Here is a 16,796-nt window from a genome sequence, read left to right on the forward strand (position 1 = left end):
CAGTCCAATTCCCTCGACGATATCCCGTTCGTATCGCGCCGCCGCGATGCGCCGCGGCACATCGCTTGCGCGCCGGCAGGTGTACGTGCGGCGCGGCCTGCGGGTGTACGCCGCTTTTTCGAACCTGATGACGCGAAAGGAGATCGACGATGAACCGATCGACGAGGCACGCAATGGCATGGGCACTGGTGATGGCGCTTTCGGGCACGGCATGGGCCGCGGGGGGGACGGGGGGCGCCGGCGGCGCGGGTGGCATGGGCGCGGGCGGCAGTTCTGCCGGCGGCTCGGCGGGGATGGGCGGTGGAGGCGGCGGCATGGCGCCGGGCAACACCGGCACTGCGCCGGGCACGACCGGAGTGGCTCCGGGCACGGCCCCGGATAGCGGTTATGGTTCGCCGGGTACGACGGGTACAGGCAGCGGAGCCGGCACGGTGATCGGCGTCCCCTCCAACACGGCGCCGGATACCACGGCACCCGGCTACAACGGCGGCTCGGGCAATGGCAATCCGGCCGGCGGCAACAGCAATGCCATGCCGGCCACGCCGCCGAACACGACGCAATGACGCGTTACCCCCGCGGCATTCCGGGCACCCGGCTTGCTGCGGGAAACGTAACGTGCCGGACCCGGATGCGCCGAGCAACCGGGAATGATGCATGGCACGCAGATGCAGGCTGGGCAATAGCTCGGCCTGTGCCTACGCCGCGCCGCTCACCGCTTTCGACGGCGCAGGGACTTTCCCCGGTGTGACCCGGAGACTGGAGGACGTCATGCTTCAATATGCGCTTATTTTTTTCATTATCGCGATCATCGCGGCCGTATTCGGCTTCGGCGGCATAGCAGCGGGCGCCGCGGCCATCGCGAAGATCCTGTTCTACATCTTCCTCGTGATCTTCCTCGTTTCGCTCGTCCTGGGCATCGTGCGACGCGGCTAACGAGGGCCGGCTATGGCGAGACGCAGCAGCGACTCACGGCGGAGACGCTGCTGCGCCTGCGCGGCAAGTGAGAGGGTCGTTTACCCAAACTTCATTCAAAGCTTCACGCCGCCCGCTTCCGGGGGATCGCCGCGCCGGCTTTCGCCGGGCAGTGCCGTTTCGATGCTCCAGTAAGGGGCGCGGCCATAGTACTCGTGCACGGCGGTGGCCCAGGCGCGGTCGGCCATCGAAGGCCAGTGGCGCTTGTCGAAGCCCGGCGCGGTCTTCACGTGCTCCGAGGGCAGCGCGAGGACAAAACATTTGCGCACGGCGTCGAGCGTGAGCGCGTCCCAGGGAATCGCAAGCAGCTTGTCGCCGATTCCGAGCCGGCCGCCGCTCGACATCACCGCATAGGCGATGCGTCCGCTTTGCACGTCGAGCATGATGTCCTTGATCTTGCCGACTTCGTCGCCTTCCGCGCTCAGGACTCGATCGCCATCGAGCGTGCTTGCGCCCATGACATAGGGGCCAGGGCCGATCGACGATTCGTGCTCGCGCCTGACGATGCGTGCACCATTGCCATCAGGCGCAGGGGAGAGAACCGGGTTGGGCATGACGGACTCCTTCGGATGAGGCGGCGCGGGACCGCCGCGCGTGGCCAGGACGCGTTGCGACGCGCATGGGCCGTTCCCGCGACGGCTGCGTCGCGGGCTGATCCGCGCGATCAATCGGCACGATCAATCGGCTTTGCCGCCACCGTCGAGACCCGCGCCTCGGCGCCAGATTTCCTTGCCGCGCGGCGAGAGTTCGCCACAGCTGTGATCGGGGTCCGGCTCGGTGCCGTAGACGGCCATCTGGCCGCCCGGCGGCTCCTGGGCGCGCTGGATTTCGTGCTTGCGCCGGGCTACGCGCTCGTCTTGCGAGCGGCCTGCATACGCGTTCATGATCGTGCTCCTCTTGAGGACTGCGTTACATCGGGCCGATGTGCAGGGCGAGCAGTACGCCGGCCACGAGCGCACATTCGATCGCTACGATGCCGGTCAGGGAGATGGCGCTCCTCAGCGCGAGATGGGGTTGGTGCGGGAGATTCATATCGGCTTCCTCGAAAGATTCATGTCTTCAGGGAAGCATCCCGCGTTCCTCGATTTGTATTGAGGATTGCTATGAATATTGCCGGACGATTGCGCCATGAAGCATGCTGTTCAAGCCGCTTGTACGCGGCGCAGAATGTCGAGCAACTGGGTGACGGCGAACGGCTTGCGCAGAAAGCCCGCCACATCGGCGTCGGCCGGCGGCGTGACCAGCGCCGAAACGAGCACGAGCGGCACGTGGGCAAGCGCCCGGTTGCGCCTCATTGCGCGCATCAATGCGATGCCGTCCATGCGCGGCATCATGCAGTCGGAGATCACGACGTCGGGCGGATCGGCGAGCGCGCTCCTGAGCGCGTCAGTCCCGTCCGCCGCGGTCGTAACACGGTAGCCTTCCTGGACGACCAGTTCTTTTAGCGCATCGAGCGCATTGGGGTCGTCGTCAACGAGCAATACAGTAGCCATGCATGTGCACCCGCCAGGCGCGATGCTGCCCGCGCCCATGTTTTTGCGTTTCGTTCCCGGCGCGTACGCGCGCGCTCGCGCATCGCGCCTGTCCTGGTTCGGCATTGAGCACGTTCCGTTCCCGCTCGTGGCGGCGCAGCAGTCGTCGGGGCTCACGGCGCGAAAGCGGTTTGTGGCGAGGGTTTTCGCCCGCTACGACGCAGGGCGGCGCGTAGTTGGCAGGGTGTGCGCCGCGTGCCGGATGTAAAACTTTATTTCCGGCCTTGCGTTCAACTCGCGCAATTCGGGTCCAGGCCGCTGGCGGGTCCACGGGCTGCCTCGATCGAGGCAGCCACCTCGGAAAAACTGCCGAACGCCTCGTCGGGGAGTGCCCGCAAGGCGTCTACCACGTCGCGCGCCGCGCCACTATGCTCGGCGGTCTCGATCAGGATGAGAGGGTGTGCGGGATAGCTCACCTGCGCAATCGCGGATGCGATGCGCCGTTTGAAGTCCTGTCGCGCCGCGGCGTCCGTTGCGGCGGATACGGAGGGATACATGGCGGAGGGATACATGACGGTCTCCCGGTATCGGTACAGCGTGCCGGGCGCAGGCGCTGTACCCGGGCGGCGCCCGTCACCAGCGCAGCAGCCGCGGCCCGAGCCAGGCGCCGATACCGGCCGGAATGGCCATGCCGAGCAGATACCAGACGGCCCAGAACGACACCGCCATTTCGGGGCAATGCAGGGAATAGGCCAGCGTTGCCGTGGCGCTCGCCAGCAGTCCGCCCGTGAAGCCGGCAACCCGCAGGCGCGTGGGCGCGAGGCCGCGCAGGGCCCAGAACACGGCGATGAACGACGGCACCGAAAGGAGTGCGATGTTGAGCGGGCACACGCGCCATGTCTGCCCCATGACGAGCGGCAGGCGCTCGGCAGGCGGTGCGAGCGACACGAGCGCGATGGCGCCCAGCCACACGGCCGCGACCGGCCAGGCCATGGCGGCCCAGGCCATGCGCGGCGCGCCTCCGGGCCGCGAGAGCCGCGTGGTGGCGGCGAGTGCGCCCAGCGCGAGGAAGAACGGCAGCGCGAGCTTGAGCCAGAAGACCGGCGTGGCCGCGACGGTCGCGAGGTCGGGGCGCACGCCGAACACGAGCGCCATCAGGAGCGTCGAACCAAGGCCGCCGGCAATCAGCGCTCTGGCGAAGCGCCGGGCGACCAGATGGCGGTCGACCGGCGTCGCGCCCGTGGCGAGTAGGGAAATGAGGTCCTCTGTCTTCATGATGCGTTCTGAAACTTCAGCGCGAGCGCTTTGAGGCCGCGATGCACCCCCACCTTTACCGCCGATTCCGAGAGACCGGTCAGCTTCGCGGTTTCCGTGACCGACAGCCCTTGCAGCTTCACGTGCAGGATCGGCAGGCGCTGGCGGTCCGGCAACTGGTCGAGCATCTTGCCCAGGTCGCGGCGCGCGTCGGCAGCCTCGTCGTCGCAGGTCGCGAAGATCTCCAGTTCGTCGTCGAGCGGCGTCTGCAGCGCTTCGCGGCGCGAGCGCGCCCGGAAGAAGTCGGTCAGCTTGTAGCGCGCAATCGCATGTACCCAAGCCGTGAGCGGCTCCTCGGGGCGGTAAGTGGCGCGGCCGTTATGCACGGCAAGCAGGATTTCCTGCACGAGATCCTCCACGTCGTCCTGCAACGCATAGAGCCGCTTGCGCAGAAAGCCGCGCAGATGCGAGCCGAGCTCCGAGAGAAAGGCGTGGTAAGCCGTCGTGTCGCCGGCGAGGCCGCGCACGAACAACGCCCTGAGCCGCTCCTCGGTGCCGCGTGCCGGTTCGTTACCGGTAGTTCGGCTCATCGCGAACTCCGGTTACAGCGCGGGTGAAATGTCTGCGGGTGCAAAGGGATTGCGGCGGGCATCAGGCGGGCGGCGCGTGGCGGGTCATGACGGGGCTCCGGTGGCGGTGGACAGGCTCCTCTTCAATAGTCGCGGGCCTTCCGGGCATTCGTCAAGCGTGAGCTGCGGCATGGTTTTCTTTCTGATGGCTTTCAGTATGCGGTGCTGCGGTGCAGGGCGTGTGCGAAGCGTATACGAATGGCGGGGCCAGCGGGTTACAGCAGGCATAAAAAAATATTTTGTCGCGATTGCGGGCCGGCTTGTAACCGGCGCTCCCGCCGATGCGTATTTACAGGCAGATCGGGTATGCATCGCTGCGATGCCGCGAACGATCTGAATACTGTCCCAACATCAACCGATGGAGCCTACATCATGAGTACTCTTAAATTTTCCGCCGCCGCGCTGATTCTTGCCTCGCTCGCTTCCGGCGCCACCGTCGCCCAGGCCCAGACCGGTAGCGTGGAAAAGTGCTACGGCGTCGCGATGGCCGGCCACAACGACTGCAAGGCAGGGGCGGGCACGACCTGTGCGGGCTCGCAGAAGATGGACTACGACGGTTCGCACTGGAAGAACGTCCCGGCTGGCACCTGCACGTCGATCAAGACGCCCTCGGGCCATGGCTCGCTCGAGCCGATGGGCTCCTGACGCACACGGCCGCCCGACGATCATGAATAGGCTCACCGAATGTGGCGCGGGACTCGGTCTCAAGCCGCAGCATTACGACGAAGCGTGCAACTGCGAGGCGCGCGGACTCTGGTTCGAGGTTCATCCGGAGAACTACATGATTGCGGGCGGCCCGCGCCTCGCGTGGCTGGATGCGGTACGCGAACGCCACGCGCTGTCGCTGCATGGCGTATCGCTCTCGCTCGCGGCAGACCGCGTGCCGGATGCGGCGCATCTGAGCCGCCTGCGCACGCTGGCGGACCGGCTGCAGCCGGCGCTCGTGTCCGAACATCTTGCCTGGTCCGCCTGGCGTGGCCACTATCATCCCGACCTGCTGCCGTTTCCGCGCGACGCCGCGGCGCTCGCGCGCATCGCCGACAACATTGCGCGCACACAGGAGGCGCTGGGGCGGCGGATCGCCATCGAGAACCCGTCGCACTACGTGCGCATCGACGGGCACACGTGGAGCGAGCCGGAGTTTCTCGCGGAACTGGTGCGGCGAACAGGCTGCGGCTTGCTGCTCGACGTGAACAACGTCTATGTGAGCGCCTGCAACATGGGCTTCGATGCCGCTGCCTGGATCGATGGCTTTCCGGGCGAGGCGGTGATGGAGATCCATCTCGCGGGACACAGCGTGGATGAAGAAACGCAGCCGCCGCTCCTGATCGATTCGCACGATGCCCCCATTGACGATGCCGTGTGGAAGCTTTATCGCCATACGATCGATCGCTTCGGTCCGCGGCCCACGCTGATCGAGCGCGACGACCATATTCCCGGTTTCGATGCGTTGCTTGTCGAACGCGACGCGGCCCAGGCCGTGCTCGATGGCGTGGGGGTTCTCACATGAATCCGACCTTGACCGGCTTTCAGGACGATTTCGTGCGTGCGCTCCATGGCGCCCCCGCGGAGGACTCGCGCGTGGCCGGGCTCATCCTGCAGCCGGGCTTCGCCGTCTACCGCAACACGGTGTTCAAGGGCTGCGTCGATGCCTTGCAGGCGAATTTCCCTACGGTGGAGCGCCTTGTCGGCGTGGACTGGTTTCGTTCGGCCGCGCTCATCTACGCGCAGGCGACGCCGCCCGACGACGCGCGGCTTCTGCTCTATGGCGCGACGTTCCCGGCGTTTCTGGCCGGCTTCGAACCGGCCCGCGAGTTGCCGTGGCTCGCGGACGTCGCGCGGCTCGACCGGTTCTGGGTGGAGGCGCACGTAGCGGCCGACGAACCCGCGCTCGCGGCGGCCGAAGTGGCCCGCTACGCGCCTGAAGCGTTTGCCCAACGGGTCCTGAAGCCGCACGCGAGTGCGCGCTGGGCCTGGTTCGGTGCGCATCCGGTCTACACGATCTGGCGCACCAACCGCGAAGCGGTCGCGCTGCCCGAAGAACTCGCATGGCACGGCGAGGGCGCCCTGGTGTTGCGCGCCGGCGCAAGCGTGACGTGGCGTGCGCTGGGTCAAGGCGCCTGCGCGCTGCTGGACGCCTGCGCGGCGGGGCGCGAGCTAGGGGAAGCGACGCTGGAGGCGCTCGAAGCCGAACCCGCACTCGATCTTGCCGTCCTGTTCTCTGAACTGTTTGCCGATGGCGCGTTTAGCGCCGCCATGTCCTCCGGAGATGGGAAGCAATCCGAAACGAATGGAGCCTGAGATGAACACACCCCGGAACGCAACCCGGGACATCGCCACCGATCGGAACACTTCTTCCCGGTACTGCTTGTACTCGGACTCTTCGCGCGCGGTGCGGCGCTCGCACTCCTTGGCATGACCACGGTGATCGAAGTGTTCGTCTATCCCGATGCGCGGCCCACGCATCTTTCGTGGGCGGGCCTGTTGCTCTATATGATCGGGCGCGGCGGAGGCGTTCTGTCGCTCGATCATCGGTTCGGCATCAAGTAGAAAACAGCGGAGGGACTGGCGCGGACAGCAGATTTCGTCAGATATTTATTCGCCGCATCGCAGCGCAGCCGCCGAAGAGGCGTCTGCGCTGTTGTTTTTTGGACGCAAGCTATGCACAGCGAATCATTTGGAAAGCGGATCGCCACGCTAATGCGCCGGCGGAACAAATTGAAATGCACTGCGCATAGTTACGGCCGTAAAGCGATTTACGCGGCAGTTTTTACTGGATAATTATCAAACATGCATTTTGCGTGCTGACCCGCGTTTCGTACCGAACGTCATGCCACGCGCTACGCGATACCAGAGCGCGCTTTCCGGCACGCAAGCTTCTCTTCCTTCATAACCAGTAGCGATTACGCGAGGCGGGAATCGTGCGGATGTCGGGGCGTCCGTCCATGGGCGGCCAGCAGCCGCAAACGATATCGCCGCCGCGTTCGTGCGCCGAAGCAGCGCTGCGACGGCCTCGCCGTTCCTCCGCCGTTCCTGTGTGCGCGGCTCGCGCGCAAACCCATTCTGGCGAAACGGTCATGTTCCGTTTCGCGTCGCGATGGACCTGTGCGTACACCATTGCGTCATCCGCTTTCGTAAGCCTCTTGCAGGCGTGCCGTGCCGGCTCACGCATGGCGCGCCTGTCAAGGCAATTCCACTGGCCAGTCTCCCGTAAGGATCCCTGACGAAATACGTTGCCTTCGGGGGGCGGCCTTCAACCGCAAGGAGCCTGAGATGAAAGTTGGTAGCAACTGGCGTAACGCCCACCATCACGACGCGGCGTTGCCGTCCTTTCTCGCCGCGCGCGTGGACCGCTATTACCAGACGCGCGTGCAGGAGACCTGGGCGGGCGGCCATATCATGCATGGGCGCGCGCCGGGCGCCGACGCATTGCATCTGTCGAGCAACGATTACCTTTCGATTGCCCGCCACCCCGAAATTCTCGATGCGATGTGTCGCAGCATCCGCGACGAAGGCAACGGTCTGCTGATGTCGGGCATCTTCCTGCACGGCGACGACTGCCCGCAACTGCGGCTCGAGGACCGCTTCGCCTCCTGGATGGAAGCCGAGGCGAGCGTGCTGTGCCAGTCGGGCTTCGCGGCCAACACCGGGCTCATCCAGTCCATCGCGGACGCGCAGACGCCGGTTTATGTGGACATGATGGCGCACATGTCGCTTTGGGAAGGCGTCCGCAGTGCCGGCGCACGTGCGGTCAGTTTCCTCCACAACGAGGTCGATCATCTCGAGCAGCGCATCCAGCGCAACGGCCCGGGCGTCGTAATCATCGATTCGGTCTACAGCACGAACGGCAGCGTGGCGCCGCTCGCCGCCATCGCAGACGTCTGTGCCGAGCACGACTGCGTGCTCGTGGTCGACGAATCGCATTCGCTCGGCACCCACGGGCCGCGCGGCGCCGGGCTCGTTGTCGAGCTGGGGTTGACCGACCGCGTCCACTTCCGCACTGCGAGCCTTGCGAAGGCCTTCGCGGGGCGGGCGGGCATCATCGGCTGCTCACGGCGATTTCAGGAATATTTCAAGTTTGAGGCACTGCCCGCGATCTTCAGCTCTACGTTGCTGCCGCACGAGGTGATGGGCCTGGCGGCCACGCTGGACGTGATCGAACGCGAAGACTGGCGCCGCACGCGGCTTGCCGCAAATGCCAGGTTTCTGCGCACGCGGCTGGCCGAACTGGGCTACAACCTGAACGGCAGCGAGGCGCAGATCATCGCGCTGGAAGCGGGCCCCGAGCAGCAGACCATCGTGCTGCGTGATGCACTGGAAGCGCGCGGCATATTCGGTTCGGTGTTCTGCGCGCCGGCGACGGCACAGAACCGCTCGCTGATCCGGATTTCGGTGAATGCGGCGTTGGGCGATCAGGAACTGGAACGGCTCGTCGACGTGTGCGACGAGATTCGCGACGAGGTGGACATGTGGAACTGGCCGTCGACACGCCGCCTCGTGCAGCGCGGCGCAGGCCGTTCCCGCGGGCATCGGGCGCAGCCGGCGGCGGCACTTGCAATGGCGTCCGTGCCGGCCTGATCGCGGAGAGGGCGAAAGCCCGGAGGCGGCGTGGGACTCAGTGCGGGTTCCACGCCGCCTGGAACTCGCTGTCGAGCTGCTGCAGGAATGCGTCGTACGGTACGACGGTATCGAGCGCAAATCCCGCCGGCTCCTTGACGACCGCGTAGGTGTAGCGGCGCTCGCCATGGAACATCGATGCCGGATGCATATATGGCTGCCACTCCACGCATTGCTCGGGGTAATAGCCTTCGGTATGCCAGAAATAGGGCAGGCTGCGATGCGCGTCGAGTTCGGCGAGGAAGCCGGTGGGTGCGCCCTGTTCGACAGCGATTTCCCGCACGCCGCGCAGGGTTTCGTCGGTATGGATCACGAGCAGGTAGCCCGTGCCCGCGCCGTCGAACATGAGGATGCCGTGCGGCTGGTACGAGAGGTAGTGCTCGACGATGCCGTGCGATTCGAAAATCCGCTTCACATGCGCGGCGAGCGCGCCGTCCTTGAGGAAGGCGTATTCGGAAACCGACAGCGCGTCGCGCACGGAGGCGCCGGCCTGGTCGAAATACGCGTCCTGCATATCGCGAATCGCGTGGTTCAGCGTTTCCACGGCATCGGATTCGTGCTTGCGGATGAAACGGTCGATCAAGCCTTCGTTGAAGCTGCGTACGGCCACGTGCTCGTCGGCCTTGCCGGTGAGCACGATTTTCTTGACCGACGAGTCGGACAGGCGGCGGCAGAACTCCATGCCGTTGATCTCGGGCATGTCGTAGTCCACCACGACAACCGAGACCGATTCGAAGCGCGCGGGCTGATGTACGAGGCTGCGAATGGCGTCGACGCGCATGGAGATGACCTGGTGCGCATCGTTTTCCTCGGTGCGGTCCAGATAGGGACTGAAAATCGGTTCGGCGGCCTGGCCAGACGTTTCGCGGTGGTTCAGGAATCGCAGTGCGCGAGAAGGCGAGTTGAACATCCGGAATGCGAGTTGCGGATCGAGCTGCAGGCTCAGATTCGACAGGAACGCGGCGCTATCGTCGACGAAGGCGACGGTGGTGGGGTAAGCAAACGGCGTGAGGGCTTTCGTCATGGCGCAGGGAATGTCAAAACGAACTCGGTGTACTCGCCTTTCACCGAAGAGCAGGTTATGGCTCCTCCTATCGCCTGCATGACATCGTGGCAGAACGCTAGTCCGATGCCGGCTCCCAGTGAGACGTCATCGGTGGTGGTTGCCGAAGTATAAAAGCGGGTAAAGATATGCGGCAAGATTTCCGGAGAAATACCTGTGCCCGTATCGCTGAAAATCAAACGATTTATACGCGAACCGGTTTCGAGCCGGATCGAAATATATGCGGTTTCAATATTGCCCATGTGCCGGAAAGCATTTTTCAGCAAATTGAAGAGTACGTGAACCGTGAGTATTTCCGAGCCCCGGAACGAAAAATCGGGCCGCAGATTGCAGTGCACGCGCTGCCGGTCGCCTTCGCGAAAAGGGAAGCGCGCGAGCGCCGTTTCCACGCACTGGGTGATCGAGCACGACGTTGCGTTTTGCATGTTTCCGCCCGCGAAGCGTGCGGTGGCGAGCAGCATGTCGATGATCGCATTCGAGTAGAGCGCTTCCTGTTCGATGCGGCCCACCACGCCTTGCAACGAATGCAGGTGTGCGCCGCGAATGCGCGGCACGGGCAGGCGGTGGCGCTGCGCGAGCACATAAGTCTGCAGCAGGGCGGGCAGATAGCGCATGACACCGGCCGCGCCCACGCGGATCGCGACAAGCGGCGTGCGCAGTTCGTGCGCCACGCTGCCGGCGGTGGCGAGCATGGCGCGCTCCTGTTCGATCTGGATGCGCTCCTGGTCGTAGTTCGCCACTGCGCCGATGGCGACGGCAAACGAAAAAATCGCGAGATGCGTGAGGTAATTCGCGCCGATCACGATCGGATCGGTGGTGAGGCAATAGGCGAGCACGGCGAGGCCGATGCCGACCACGAACTGGAGCACGAGCATCAGCCAGTCGTGCAGCAGCACCATGACGAAGGCCGCGATCAGCGCGCTTTCCACCCACACTTCATTGCCGCTGTTTTTCAGCAGCATGAAGGTGAAGAAGAACGGAAGCGCATAGAGCGTAATGCCGTACCAGTACCACGCCAGCAGCTTTTTCGCGGCGAGGGGCCAGTGGTCGTAGACGATAACCGGCAGGAACAGCACGGCGCCGATCAGCCGCAGCGTGAGATTCTCGTACGGCTGCGGAAACAGGTCCTTCCAGACATAGTAATAAAGCGGGAAGCCGACGCAGGCCACCACGGCAAACGGCTGCATGCGGCGCTTCGCATACTGGAGGTTGCGCATGGCCGGCGCGAAGGCGCGTACGAGGAACAGCGGCAGCGACGCCCAGGCGCGCCGCAGCTTCATCCGAAGCGTGGGTCTCGAAACGGTCATCGGGGTGAAATGGCTTGTTGTTGTTACCGGTCGCGCGGACCGGCTTTGCTCCCTTAAGCGGGGCCGGCAACTCCAGACGATATCACCAATGTATCGCGCCGATGCAACGTCGCCGGCCCAACGGGCAGGCTGACCCGCCGCTAACGTTTGCATCCGATGCGAGACGCATAGAAGCGGGGTGTCACGCGATTTTCATACCGGGATCTTCAAATCGTTATTGATTCGGATGCCGTATCAATTGATGGCGAATCGCAATGCCGCAGATTCTGCCCAGGAAGGATGCGCCGCAGATTTAAGCACGATCGTTCTAAAAGAGGTAGGATGCTGCTCACGGAAGGCGCGTTCCGCGCCCGCATTGCGCCGAATACGCGCCATCTACGGAGACTACGACCCCATGGACCTCGTTGCGGAATTGCCCGCCGGCCTGACCGGCATCGAACAGTTGCGGCATATGATGCAGGTCGGTGGCCGCGCCCCGATCGGCAACGCGCTCGATTTTTATCTCGTGGAAGTGGAAGAAGGGCGCGTGGTGTTCGAAGGCGTGCCGGGGCTCGGTGTCTACAACCCGATTGGCACGGTGCACGGCGGTTATGCGGCCACGTTGCTCGATTCCGCGTGCGGCTGCGCGGCGCATTCGCGCCTCGGCGTCACCCAGGGCTACACGACGCTCGAACTGAAGGTGTCGTATCACCGCGCCATGACCGTCGATACCGGGCCGGTGCGCGCGGAAGGCCGCGTGCTGACCATGGGCCGTCGCGCGGCCTTTACCGAAGCTACGCTCACGGATGCGGCCGGCAAGGTCTACGCCACGGCCACCTCCACGCTGCTCGTGTTCGAACGCTGACACGGCGGCCGCGGCGCCCCGGGCGTCGTTGCCAGGGGCTCTGCGCCTCAGACTGCTTCAGACGGCGCCGCCCGCCTTGTCCTCGATGAGCCGCACGAGCGTATGCAGCAGCCGGTTCGCGGGCGTGGCGACGCCGAGGGCCTCGCCACGCCTCACGACGAAGCCGTTCAGATAGTCGATTTCGCTGCGCTTGCCGCGCGCCATGTCCTGCGCTGTGGACGAGTACTGGCCGGGCATGGTTTCCGCAATGCGGCGCACGGCCAGCTCGATGTCGGGCGGCAGGTTCACGCTGTCGGCGCGAGCGACCGCCACGCATTCGGCCACGACGTCGCGCATCGTGTCGCGCACGCCCACGCCCTGCACAAGACGGCCATAAGGTAGTTGCGCGATCGCCGAAAGCGCGTTGTACGCGCAGTTCAGGATCAGCTTGGCCCACAGCGCGCCGCGCACGTTCGCGGAGATTTCGGTGGGCACGCCTGCCGCGGCGAGCGTCTGCGCCACGCTTTCGCTCTGCGAAGAAGGCTCGATCACGAGTTCGCCGCGCCCGTGATGGCGCACGTGGCCCGGTCCCGCCATTTCGGTGGCGACGTACACGACCGCTGCCGCGACTTCTTGCGCGATCGTGCCCCGCAGGCGCTCGGCGTTGTCCACGCCGTTCTGCAGCGTGAGCACGAGCGTGTCGGCGGCGAGATGCGGGCCCATGGCGGCGCCCGCGCTTTCGGTGTCGGTCGATTTCACGCAGAACAGCACGAGTTGCGCTCCCTCGACGGCGGCCGGATCGGCGCTGGCGACGAGATGCGGACGGCCGATGCGTTCGTCGAACTGCTGCGTTTCGAGGCGCAGGCCGTCGCGCCCCACGGCCTCGACGTGCTGCGCCCGGCCGATCAGCACGACCTCGTGTCCCGCGCGCGCCAGCATGCCGCCGTAGTAGCAGCCCACCGCGCCCGCGCCCATGACGGCGACTTTCATACGGTTTCCTCCATTAGCCAAGGCAAAGGCGCATTCAGCGCAATTCGAATCCGAGTGCGTTGAGCGCCTCGCGCAAGCGGTCGCGGCCGTGCAGCGACTCGCGGCTGCGCCAGCGCGGGAGCGAGCGGGCCGTCCAGCCGGCCGCGCGTTGGCCCTGCGCGATCTGGAAAGCGCCCATCAGCGCATCGTACTCGGCGATGCCGGGTTCCTGCCCGGCCACATCGTACTGTTCGCGATGCAGCACGACCGGCTGTGGCAGGCGCGGCTTCACCTGCGCGGGCCGCGCCGGGTCTTCGTAGCCCACGCACATGCCGAACACGGGCAGTACGCGCGGGGGCAGGCCAAGCTCGGCGGCGACCTGCTCGGGATGATTGCGGATCGCACCGATATAGACGGAGGCGAGGCCGAGCGATTCGAGCGCAACGACGGCGTTCTGCGCGGCGAGCGCCGCGTCGATCACGCCGACGAGCATCGTTTCCAGGTAGTCGAGACCTCCCACCGCCGCGCCGGTGCGCTTTGCCGCGCCTTCGAGGCGCGCGAGATCGGCGAGCCACACGAGAAAGAGCGGCGCTTCGCGAATCTGCGACTGGTCGCCGGCGAGCGTGGCGAGGCGATCCTTGCGTGCGGGATCCACGACTGCCACCACGCTCCACGTTTGCAGGTTCGACGAGGTGGACGCCGACTGCGCGGCGGCGACCAGCGTTTCGAGCGTGCCCGCGGGCAGCGGGCGATCCGCGTAGGCGCGCACCGAGCGGTGGGCGAGCAGCGTGTCGAGCGTGGCGTTCCAGGCGGGCAGCGGTGCTGGCCAGGGTTTGCCGTAGCGCGCCTCAAGGGTGCTATTGGGGGACGCGGCAAGGCGGTCGGGCGGGGTCGCGGTGGACATCGTTTCTCCGGCGGATCACTCAGGTTGTGCGGCGGCGCAGGGTCCATGCCGCGCTCGCCAGGCGCCGTATGGTACACGCGCTGCCGGTTTGCCGCCGGGCGACGAATAGCGGCGCCGGGCGTGGCGCGGGCCGGCGGAGGCGTTGGGGGCTCCGGTCGGTTTTGGGCAGGCGGCTTGCGCTGCCGCTATGATCGATTGACCGGCTGTGCCGCGTTCCTTTCCGACTGGCCGCTTCCTGGCCCCTCATCCCCCCTTTATCACGAGGCGATTCATGTCTGCGAATACCCCTGCTACGAATTCCCAGTCTCCGGTGTGGTTCATCACTGGCTGTTCGACGGGCTTTGGCCGCGAACTCGCGCTTGCCGTCCTCGCGCGCGGGTGGCGCTGCGTCGCGACGGCGCGCAACAAGGCGGTCCTCGAAGACCTCGCGCCCGAAGCCGGCGAGCGTCTGCTGCGGGTGGGGCTCGACGTCAACGACCCCGCGCAGGTCGATGCGGCCGTGAAGGCCGCGCACGCGCAGTTCGGCGCCATCGACGTGCTCGTCAACAACGCGGGTTATGGCTACCAGAGCTCGATCGAAGAGGGCGACGAACGCGAGATTCGCGCGCAGTTCGACACCAACGTATTCGGCCTCTTCGCGCTGACGCGCGCGGTGCTGCCGGGCATGCGCGAGCGCCGCAAGGGCCATGTGATCAGCATTACGTCGGTGGCGGGGCTCGTGGGTTTTCCGGGCTCGGGTTATTACGCGGCCACCAAGCATGCCGTCGAGGGCTTTTCCGACGCGCTGCTCGCCGAAGTCGGCCCGCTCGGCATCAAGGTGACCTGCGTGGAGCCGGGACCGTTCCGCACCGATTGGGCGGGGCGCTCGCTCGTGCAGACGCCGAGCCATATCGCCGATTACGAGCAGACCGCCGGTGCGCGCATGAAGCGCACCGCCGAGGGCAGCGGCCACCAGCCGGGCGATCCGGTGCGCGCGGCGCAGGCGATGATACGCGTGACCGAAGTGGAGCAAACGCCGCGCCATCTCGTGCTGGGTGCGTTTGGCGTGGGGGCGGTATCGGAGCGTTTGCGTGCGGCGCTGGCCGAGATCGAAGCCTGGCGCGAAGTGAGTATCGGCGCCGATTTCCCCGCGAATGCGTGAGCGCTGCGCGGCGCCTGAGGTTTGCCTCGTTCGACCCGCTTGTTCGACCCGCCTGTTCAACCCGCCGTTATCACGAGCGTGCCGGTGGCGACGAGCGCGCCGCGCCAGAGCCAGTCGAAATTGATCCAGCCGCGCCGCAGCAGGCCGAGCCCGATGTACTCGTAGGCCGCGAGCGCGATGGCGGCCGTCGTGGCGAGTGTGGCGAGCGTATGCAGCGCCGTGGCGCGATATCGGTGATGAGCGGCGGCACCGCGCCGAAGCCTTTGAGCATGGGCGGCAGCAGGTCGGGGTCCGCGGGTCCGGCGGGGATCTCGATGATCTTGCGCGCGGCCCATTGGTTGCCATCGAGGTCGCCGTCCAGATACCACTGCCAGATCGAAGCCGAAAGATCCTTCAGGCTGATCACCGAATTCACGAAGCCATAGGGCCGGGTGGGATTGTGCGCGGGCCGCAGTTCGAACACGAGCTGATTTTCCGCGCCGAAATCGAGCGTCTGTTTGTGCCGGCGCGTGTGCAGATGTATGTCGAAGCTTTCGTGGTCCATCAGGAAAATGCCGCCCGGCGCCTCGCCTTCGGCATTGGCGAGCGCCGTGACATAAATGCCCTCGGGGCCGCAATGCACGGTATGCGGGCGCGTGTAGCCGGCGCGCCGCGCAACGGTTTCGGGTTCGTGCACGCGCACGATATGCGGCTTGCGCGGATCGGGCTTCGTATCGACGATATGGATGCGCGACGAACGCAGTCCCGGTACGACAAGATAGCGGCGCTCCGAATGCGCATGCGGTGCATTGGGACACAGGCACGAACTGCATGCGTTCCAGCCGAAGTGGTGCAGTTCGTCGCCGGCGTTGGGCATTAGCACGCGGTGGACGATGCGGCCGTATTGCGCGGATGCCGGATCGAGGTCGACGACGTCGAGCGTATCCGGAACCTGCCGGCCGGGGTCGAAACTCGCGACATACGCGAGGGTTTCCTTCGGTGCATCGCTCGCCATGCGTGCGGACGGATAAAACGTCGGATCGGGATTCCAGGTGGCCATGGCAATCCCCCTCGTCGGTGAGCCCCTATGATGCACCGGCTGCGCGGACTGCGTCTGCTTTGTGTCCCTTATTCCTTGCAGGCAGAAGCTTATGAGAGAAAGCGATAAAAATCATGGCATGCCAGGCAGCCGATTATCCGTTCTGCGAAAACAGTGATTTCATTTTGCTGGCATTTATCTGCGGGCTATCCCTAACTAGACTGTGCTCAACGGATGCAGAAAAGAACTGCACCGACAATCAAGTTCTCGGAGGTAGTGTCATGAAATCGCTTATCAAGGCTGTTGCGCTCGCAGCCGTTCTCGCAGTTCCTGCCGTTTCGTTCGCTCAATCGCAATCGGACAATGGTCCGATGACGCGCGTTCAAGTGCGTAATGAGCTCGCGCAGCTCGAGGCGGTTGGCTATCATCCGCAAGCCAACGATCACACGTATCCGGACCAGATCCAGGCAGCCGAAGCGCGTGTGCACGCAATGAACGGCGACCAGACGAGCGGCTATGGCTCGGCCACGGGTAGCTCGTCGCAAAGCGGCGGCGCGGCCGATACCTCGGCCAGCAGCTACTCGGCGCCGGTGCGCGTGTACAACGGCCACTAATGGGGCCAGCGGA

At 65.5% G+C, this 16,796-nt stretch carries 20 protein-coding genes and 2 pseudogenes; 10 read left to right on the plus strand and 12 right to left on the minus strand.

Features of this window, described 5'->3' with window-relative positions:
* Positions 1 to 149: 149 nt before the first annotated feature.
* Together V8683_RS03660 and V8683_RS03665 are read left to right on the plus strand one after the other, a co-directional pair.
* Positions 150 to 563: a hypothetical protein gene (locus tag V8683_RS03660; protein WP_411190624.1), complete on the plus strand. Its 414-nt coding sequence runs from the start codon at positions 150 to 152 to the stop codon at positions 561 to 563.
* Positions 564 to 768: 205 nt separating this feature from the next.
* On the plus strand, positions 769 to 933 hold the full coding sequence (locus tag V8683_RS03665) for a DUF1328 family protein (protein WP_411192473.1): 165 nt from the start codon (positions 769 to 771) through the stop codon (positions 931 to 933).
* A gap of 95 nt (positions 934 to 1,028) precedes the next feature.
* Here V8683_RS03665 and V8683_RS03670 read toward each other — a convergent pair whose 3' ends face one another.
* From V8683_RS03670 to V8683_RS03700, 7 genes are all read right to left on the minus strand, one after another.
* Complete coding sequence (locus tag V8683_RS03670) at positions 1,029 to 1,526, minus strand: PRC-barrel domain-containing protein (RefSeq protein ID WP_411190625.1); 498 nt, start codon at positions 1,524 to 1,526, stop codon at positions 1,029 to 1,031.
* 123 nt (positions 1,527 to 1,649) lie between these two features.
* Positions 1,650 to 1,856 (minus strand): hypothetical protein, encoded by a 207-nt coding sequence (locus tag V8683_RS03675; protein WP_411190626.1) that lies wholly within the window; start codon positions 1,854 to 1,856, stop codon positions 1,650 to 1,652.
* A 25-nt stretch (positions 1,857 to 1,881) separates the two neighbouring features.
* Positions 1,882 to 2,004, minus strand: a complete 123-nt coding sequence (locus V8683_RS03680; RefSeq protein ID WP_411190627.1) for a hypothetical protein — start codon at positions 2,002 to 2,004, stop codon at positions 1,882 to 1,884.
* A gap of 110 nt (positions 2,005 to 2,114) precedes the next feature.
* Positions 2,115 to 2,465 (minus strand): response regulator, encoded by a 351-nt coding sequence (locus tag V8683_RS03685; protein ID WP_411190628.1) that lies wholly within the window; start codon positions 2,463 to 2,465, stop codon positions 2,115 to 2,117.
* A 269-nt stretch (positions 2,466 to 2,734) separates the two neighbouring features.
* Positions 2,735 to 3,016 carry a DUF2795 domain-containing protein gene (locus V8683_RS03690; protein WP_411190629.1) on the minus strand — a complete coding sequence of 94 codons (282 nt, stop codon included), beginning with the start codon at positions 3,014 to 3,016 and terminating at the stop codon, positions 2,735 to 2,737.
* 61 nt (positions 3,017 to 3,077) lie between these two features.
* Positions 3,078 to 3,719, minus strand: a complete 642-nt coding sequence (locus V8683_RS03695; protein WP_411190630.1) for a DUF1109 domain-containing protein — start codon at positions 3,717 to 3,719, stop codon at positions 3,078 to 3,080.
* Positions 3,716 to 4,288 (minus strand): sigma-70 family RNA polymerase sigma factor, encoded by a 573-nt coding sequence (locus tag V8683_RS03700; protein ID WP_411190632.1) that lies wholly within the window; start codon positions 4,286 to 4,288, stop codon positions 3,716 to 3,718. Before V8683_RS03700 ends, V8683_RS03695 begins: the two co-directional genes overlap by 4 nt.
* Positions 4,289 to 4,699: 411 nt before the next feature.
* Between V8683_RS03700 and V8683_RS03705 the strand changes: the two genes are divergently transcribed.
* The 5 genes and pseudogenes from V8683_RS03705 to cqsA all read left to right on the plus strand — a co-directional run bounded on the left by V8683_RS03705 (position 4,700) and on the right by cqsA (position 8,905).
* Positions 4,700 to 4,972 carry a BufA1 family periplasmic bufferin-type metallophore gene (locus V8683_RS03705; RefSeq protein ID WP_411190633.1) on the plus strand — a complete coding sequence of 91 codons (273 nt, stop codon included), beginning with the start codon at positions 4,700 to 4,702 and terminating at the stop codon, positions 4,970 to 4,972.
* A gap of 22 nt (positions 4,973 to 4,994) precedes the next feature.
* Positions 4,995 to 5,837 carry an MNIO family bufferin maturase gene (gene bufB / locus V8683_RS03710; protein WP_411190634.1) on the plus strand — a complete coding sequence of 281 codons (843 nt, stop codon included), beginning with the start codon at positions 4,995 to 4,997 and terminating at the stop codon, positions 5,835 to 5,837.
* Positions 5,834 to 6,628, plus strand: coding sequence for an HvfC/BufC N-terminal domain-containing protein (locus V8683_RS03715; protein WP_411190635.1), 795 nt, complete (start codon positions 5,834 to 5,836; stop codon positions 6,626 to 6,628). Before bufB ends, V8683_RS03715 begins: the two co-directional genes overlap by 4 nt.
* A 42-nt stretch (positions 6,629 to 6,670) precedes the next feature.
* Positions 6,671 to 6,877 (plus strand): annotated as a pseudogene (locus V8683_RS03720) (DoxX family protein); the annotation flags it as partial.
* A gap of 723 nt (positions 6,878 to 7,600) precedes the next feature.
* Positions 7,601 to 8,905, plus strand: a complete 1,305-nt coding sequence (gene cqsA, locus V8683_RS03725) for an alpha-hydroxyketone-type quorum-sensing autoinducer synthase (protein ID WP_411190636.1) — start codon at positions 7,601 to 7,603, stop codon at positions 8,903 to 8,905.
* A 37-nt stretch (positions 8,906 to 8,942) separates the two neighbouring features.
* Here cqsA and V8683_RS03730 read toward each other — a convergent pair whose 3' ends face one another.
* Both V8683_RS03730 and V8683_RS03735 read right to left on the minus strand, forming a co-directional pair.
* Positions 8,943 to 9,968, minus strand: a complete 1,026-nt coding sequence (locus V8683_RS03730) for a response regulator (RefSeq protein WP_411190638.1) — start codon at positions 9,966 to 9,968, stop codon at positions 8,943 to 8,945.
* Positions 9,965 to 11,287 carry a sensor histidine kinase gene (locus V8683_RS03735; RefSeq protein WP_411190639.1) on the minus strand — a complete coding sequence of 441 codons (1,323 nt, stop codon included), beginning with the start codon at positions 11,285 to 11,287 and terminating at the stop codon, positions 9,965 to 9,967. Before V8683_RS03735 ends, V8683_RS03730 begins: the two co-directional genes overlap by 4 nt.
* Positions 11,288 to 11,708: 421 nt before the next feature.
* Here V8683_RS03735 and V8683_RS03740 point away from each other — a divergent pair, with 421 nt between their 5' ends.
* Positions 11,709 to 12,158 carry a PaaI family thioesterase gene (locus V8683_RS03740; protein WP_411190640.1) on the plus strand — a complete coding sequence of 150 codons (450 nt, stop codon included), beginning with the start codon at positions 11,709 to 11,711 and terminating at the stop codon, positions 12,156 to 12,158.
* Between the two features lie 57 nt (positions 12,159 to 12,215).
* Here V8683_RS03740 and V8683_RS03745 read toward each other — a convergent pair whose 3' ends face one another.
* Positions 12,216 to 13,127, minus strand: a complete 912-nt coding sequence (locus V8683_RS03745; protein WP_411190641.1) for a ketopantoate reductase family protein — start codon at positions 13,125 to 13,127, stop codon at positions 12,216 to 12,218.
* A gap of 34 nt (positions 13,128 to 13,161) precedes the next feature.
* Entirely contained in the window at positions 13,162 to 14,010 is an 849-nt protein-coding gene (locus V8683_RS03750) for an NADPH-dependent oxidoreductase (protein WP_411190642.1), read from the minus strand.
* Between the two features lie 271 nt (positions 14,011 to 14,281).
* On the opposite strand from V8683_RS03750, the gene V8683_RS03755 reads away from it, so the two are divergent.
* The gene (locus tag V8683_RS03755) at positions 14,282 to 15,151 is read left to right on the plus strand and encodes an oxidoreductase (protein ID WP_411190643.1); all 870 of its coding nucleotides are present in this window, start codon (positions 14,282 to 14,284) and stop codon (positions 15,149 to 15,151) included.
* Between the two features lie 226 nt (positions 15,152 to 15,377).
* Here the strand turns inward: V8683_RS03755 and V8683_RS03760 are convergent.
* Positions 15,378 to 16,190, minus strand: a pseudogene (locus tag V8683_RS03760) (selenium-binding protein SBP56-related protein); the annotation flags it as partial.
* A 260-nt stretch (positions 16,191 to 16,450) separates the two neighbouring features.
* On the opposite strand from V8683_RS03760, the gene V8683_RS03765 reads away from it, so the two are divergent.
* The gene (locus tag V8683_RS03765) at positions 16,451 to 16,783 is read left to right on the plus strand and encodes a DUF4148 domain-containing protein (RefSeq protein ID WP_411190644.1); all 333 of its coding nucleotides are present in this window, start codon (positions 16,451 to 16,453) and stop codon (positions 16,781 to 16,783) included.
* The last annotated feature ends 13 nt before the right edge of the window (positions 16,784 to 16,796 follow it).

Source organism: Paraburkholderia sp. AV2 (genome assembly GCF_054968425.1).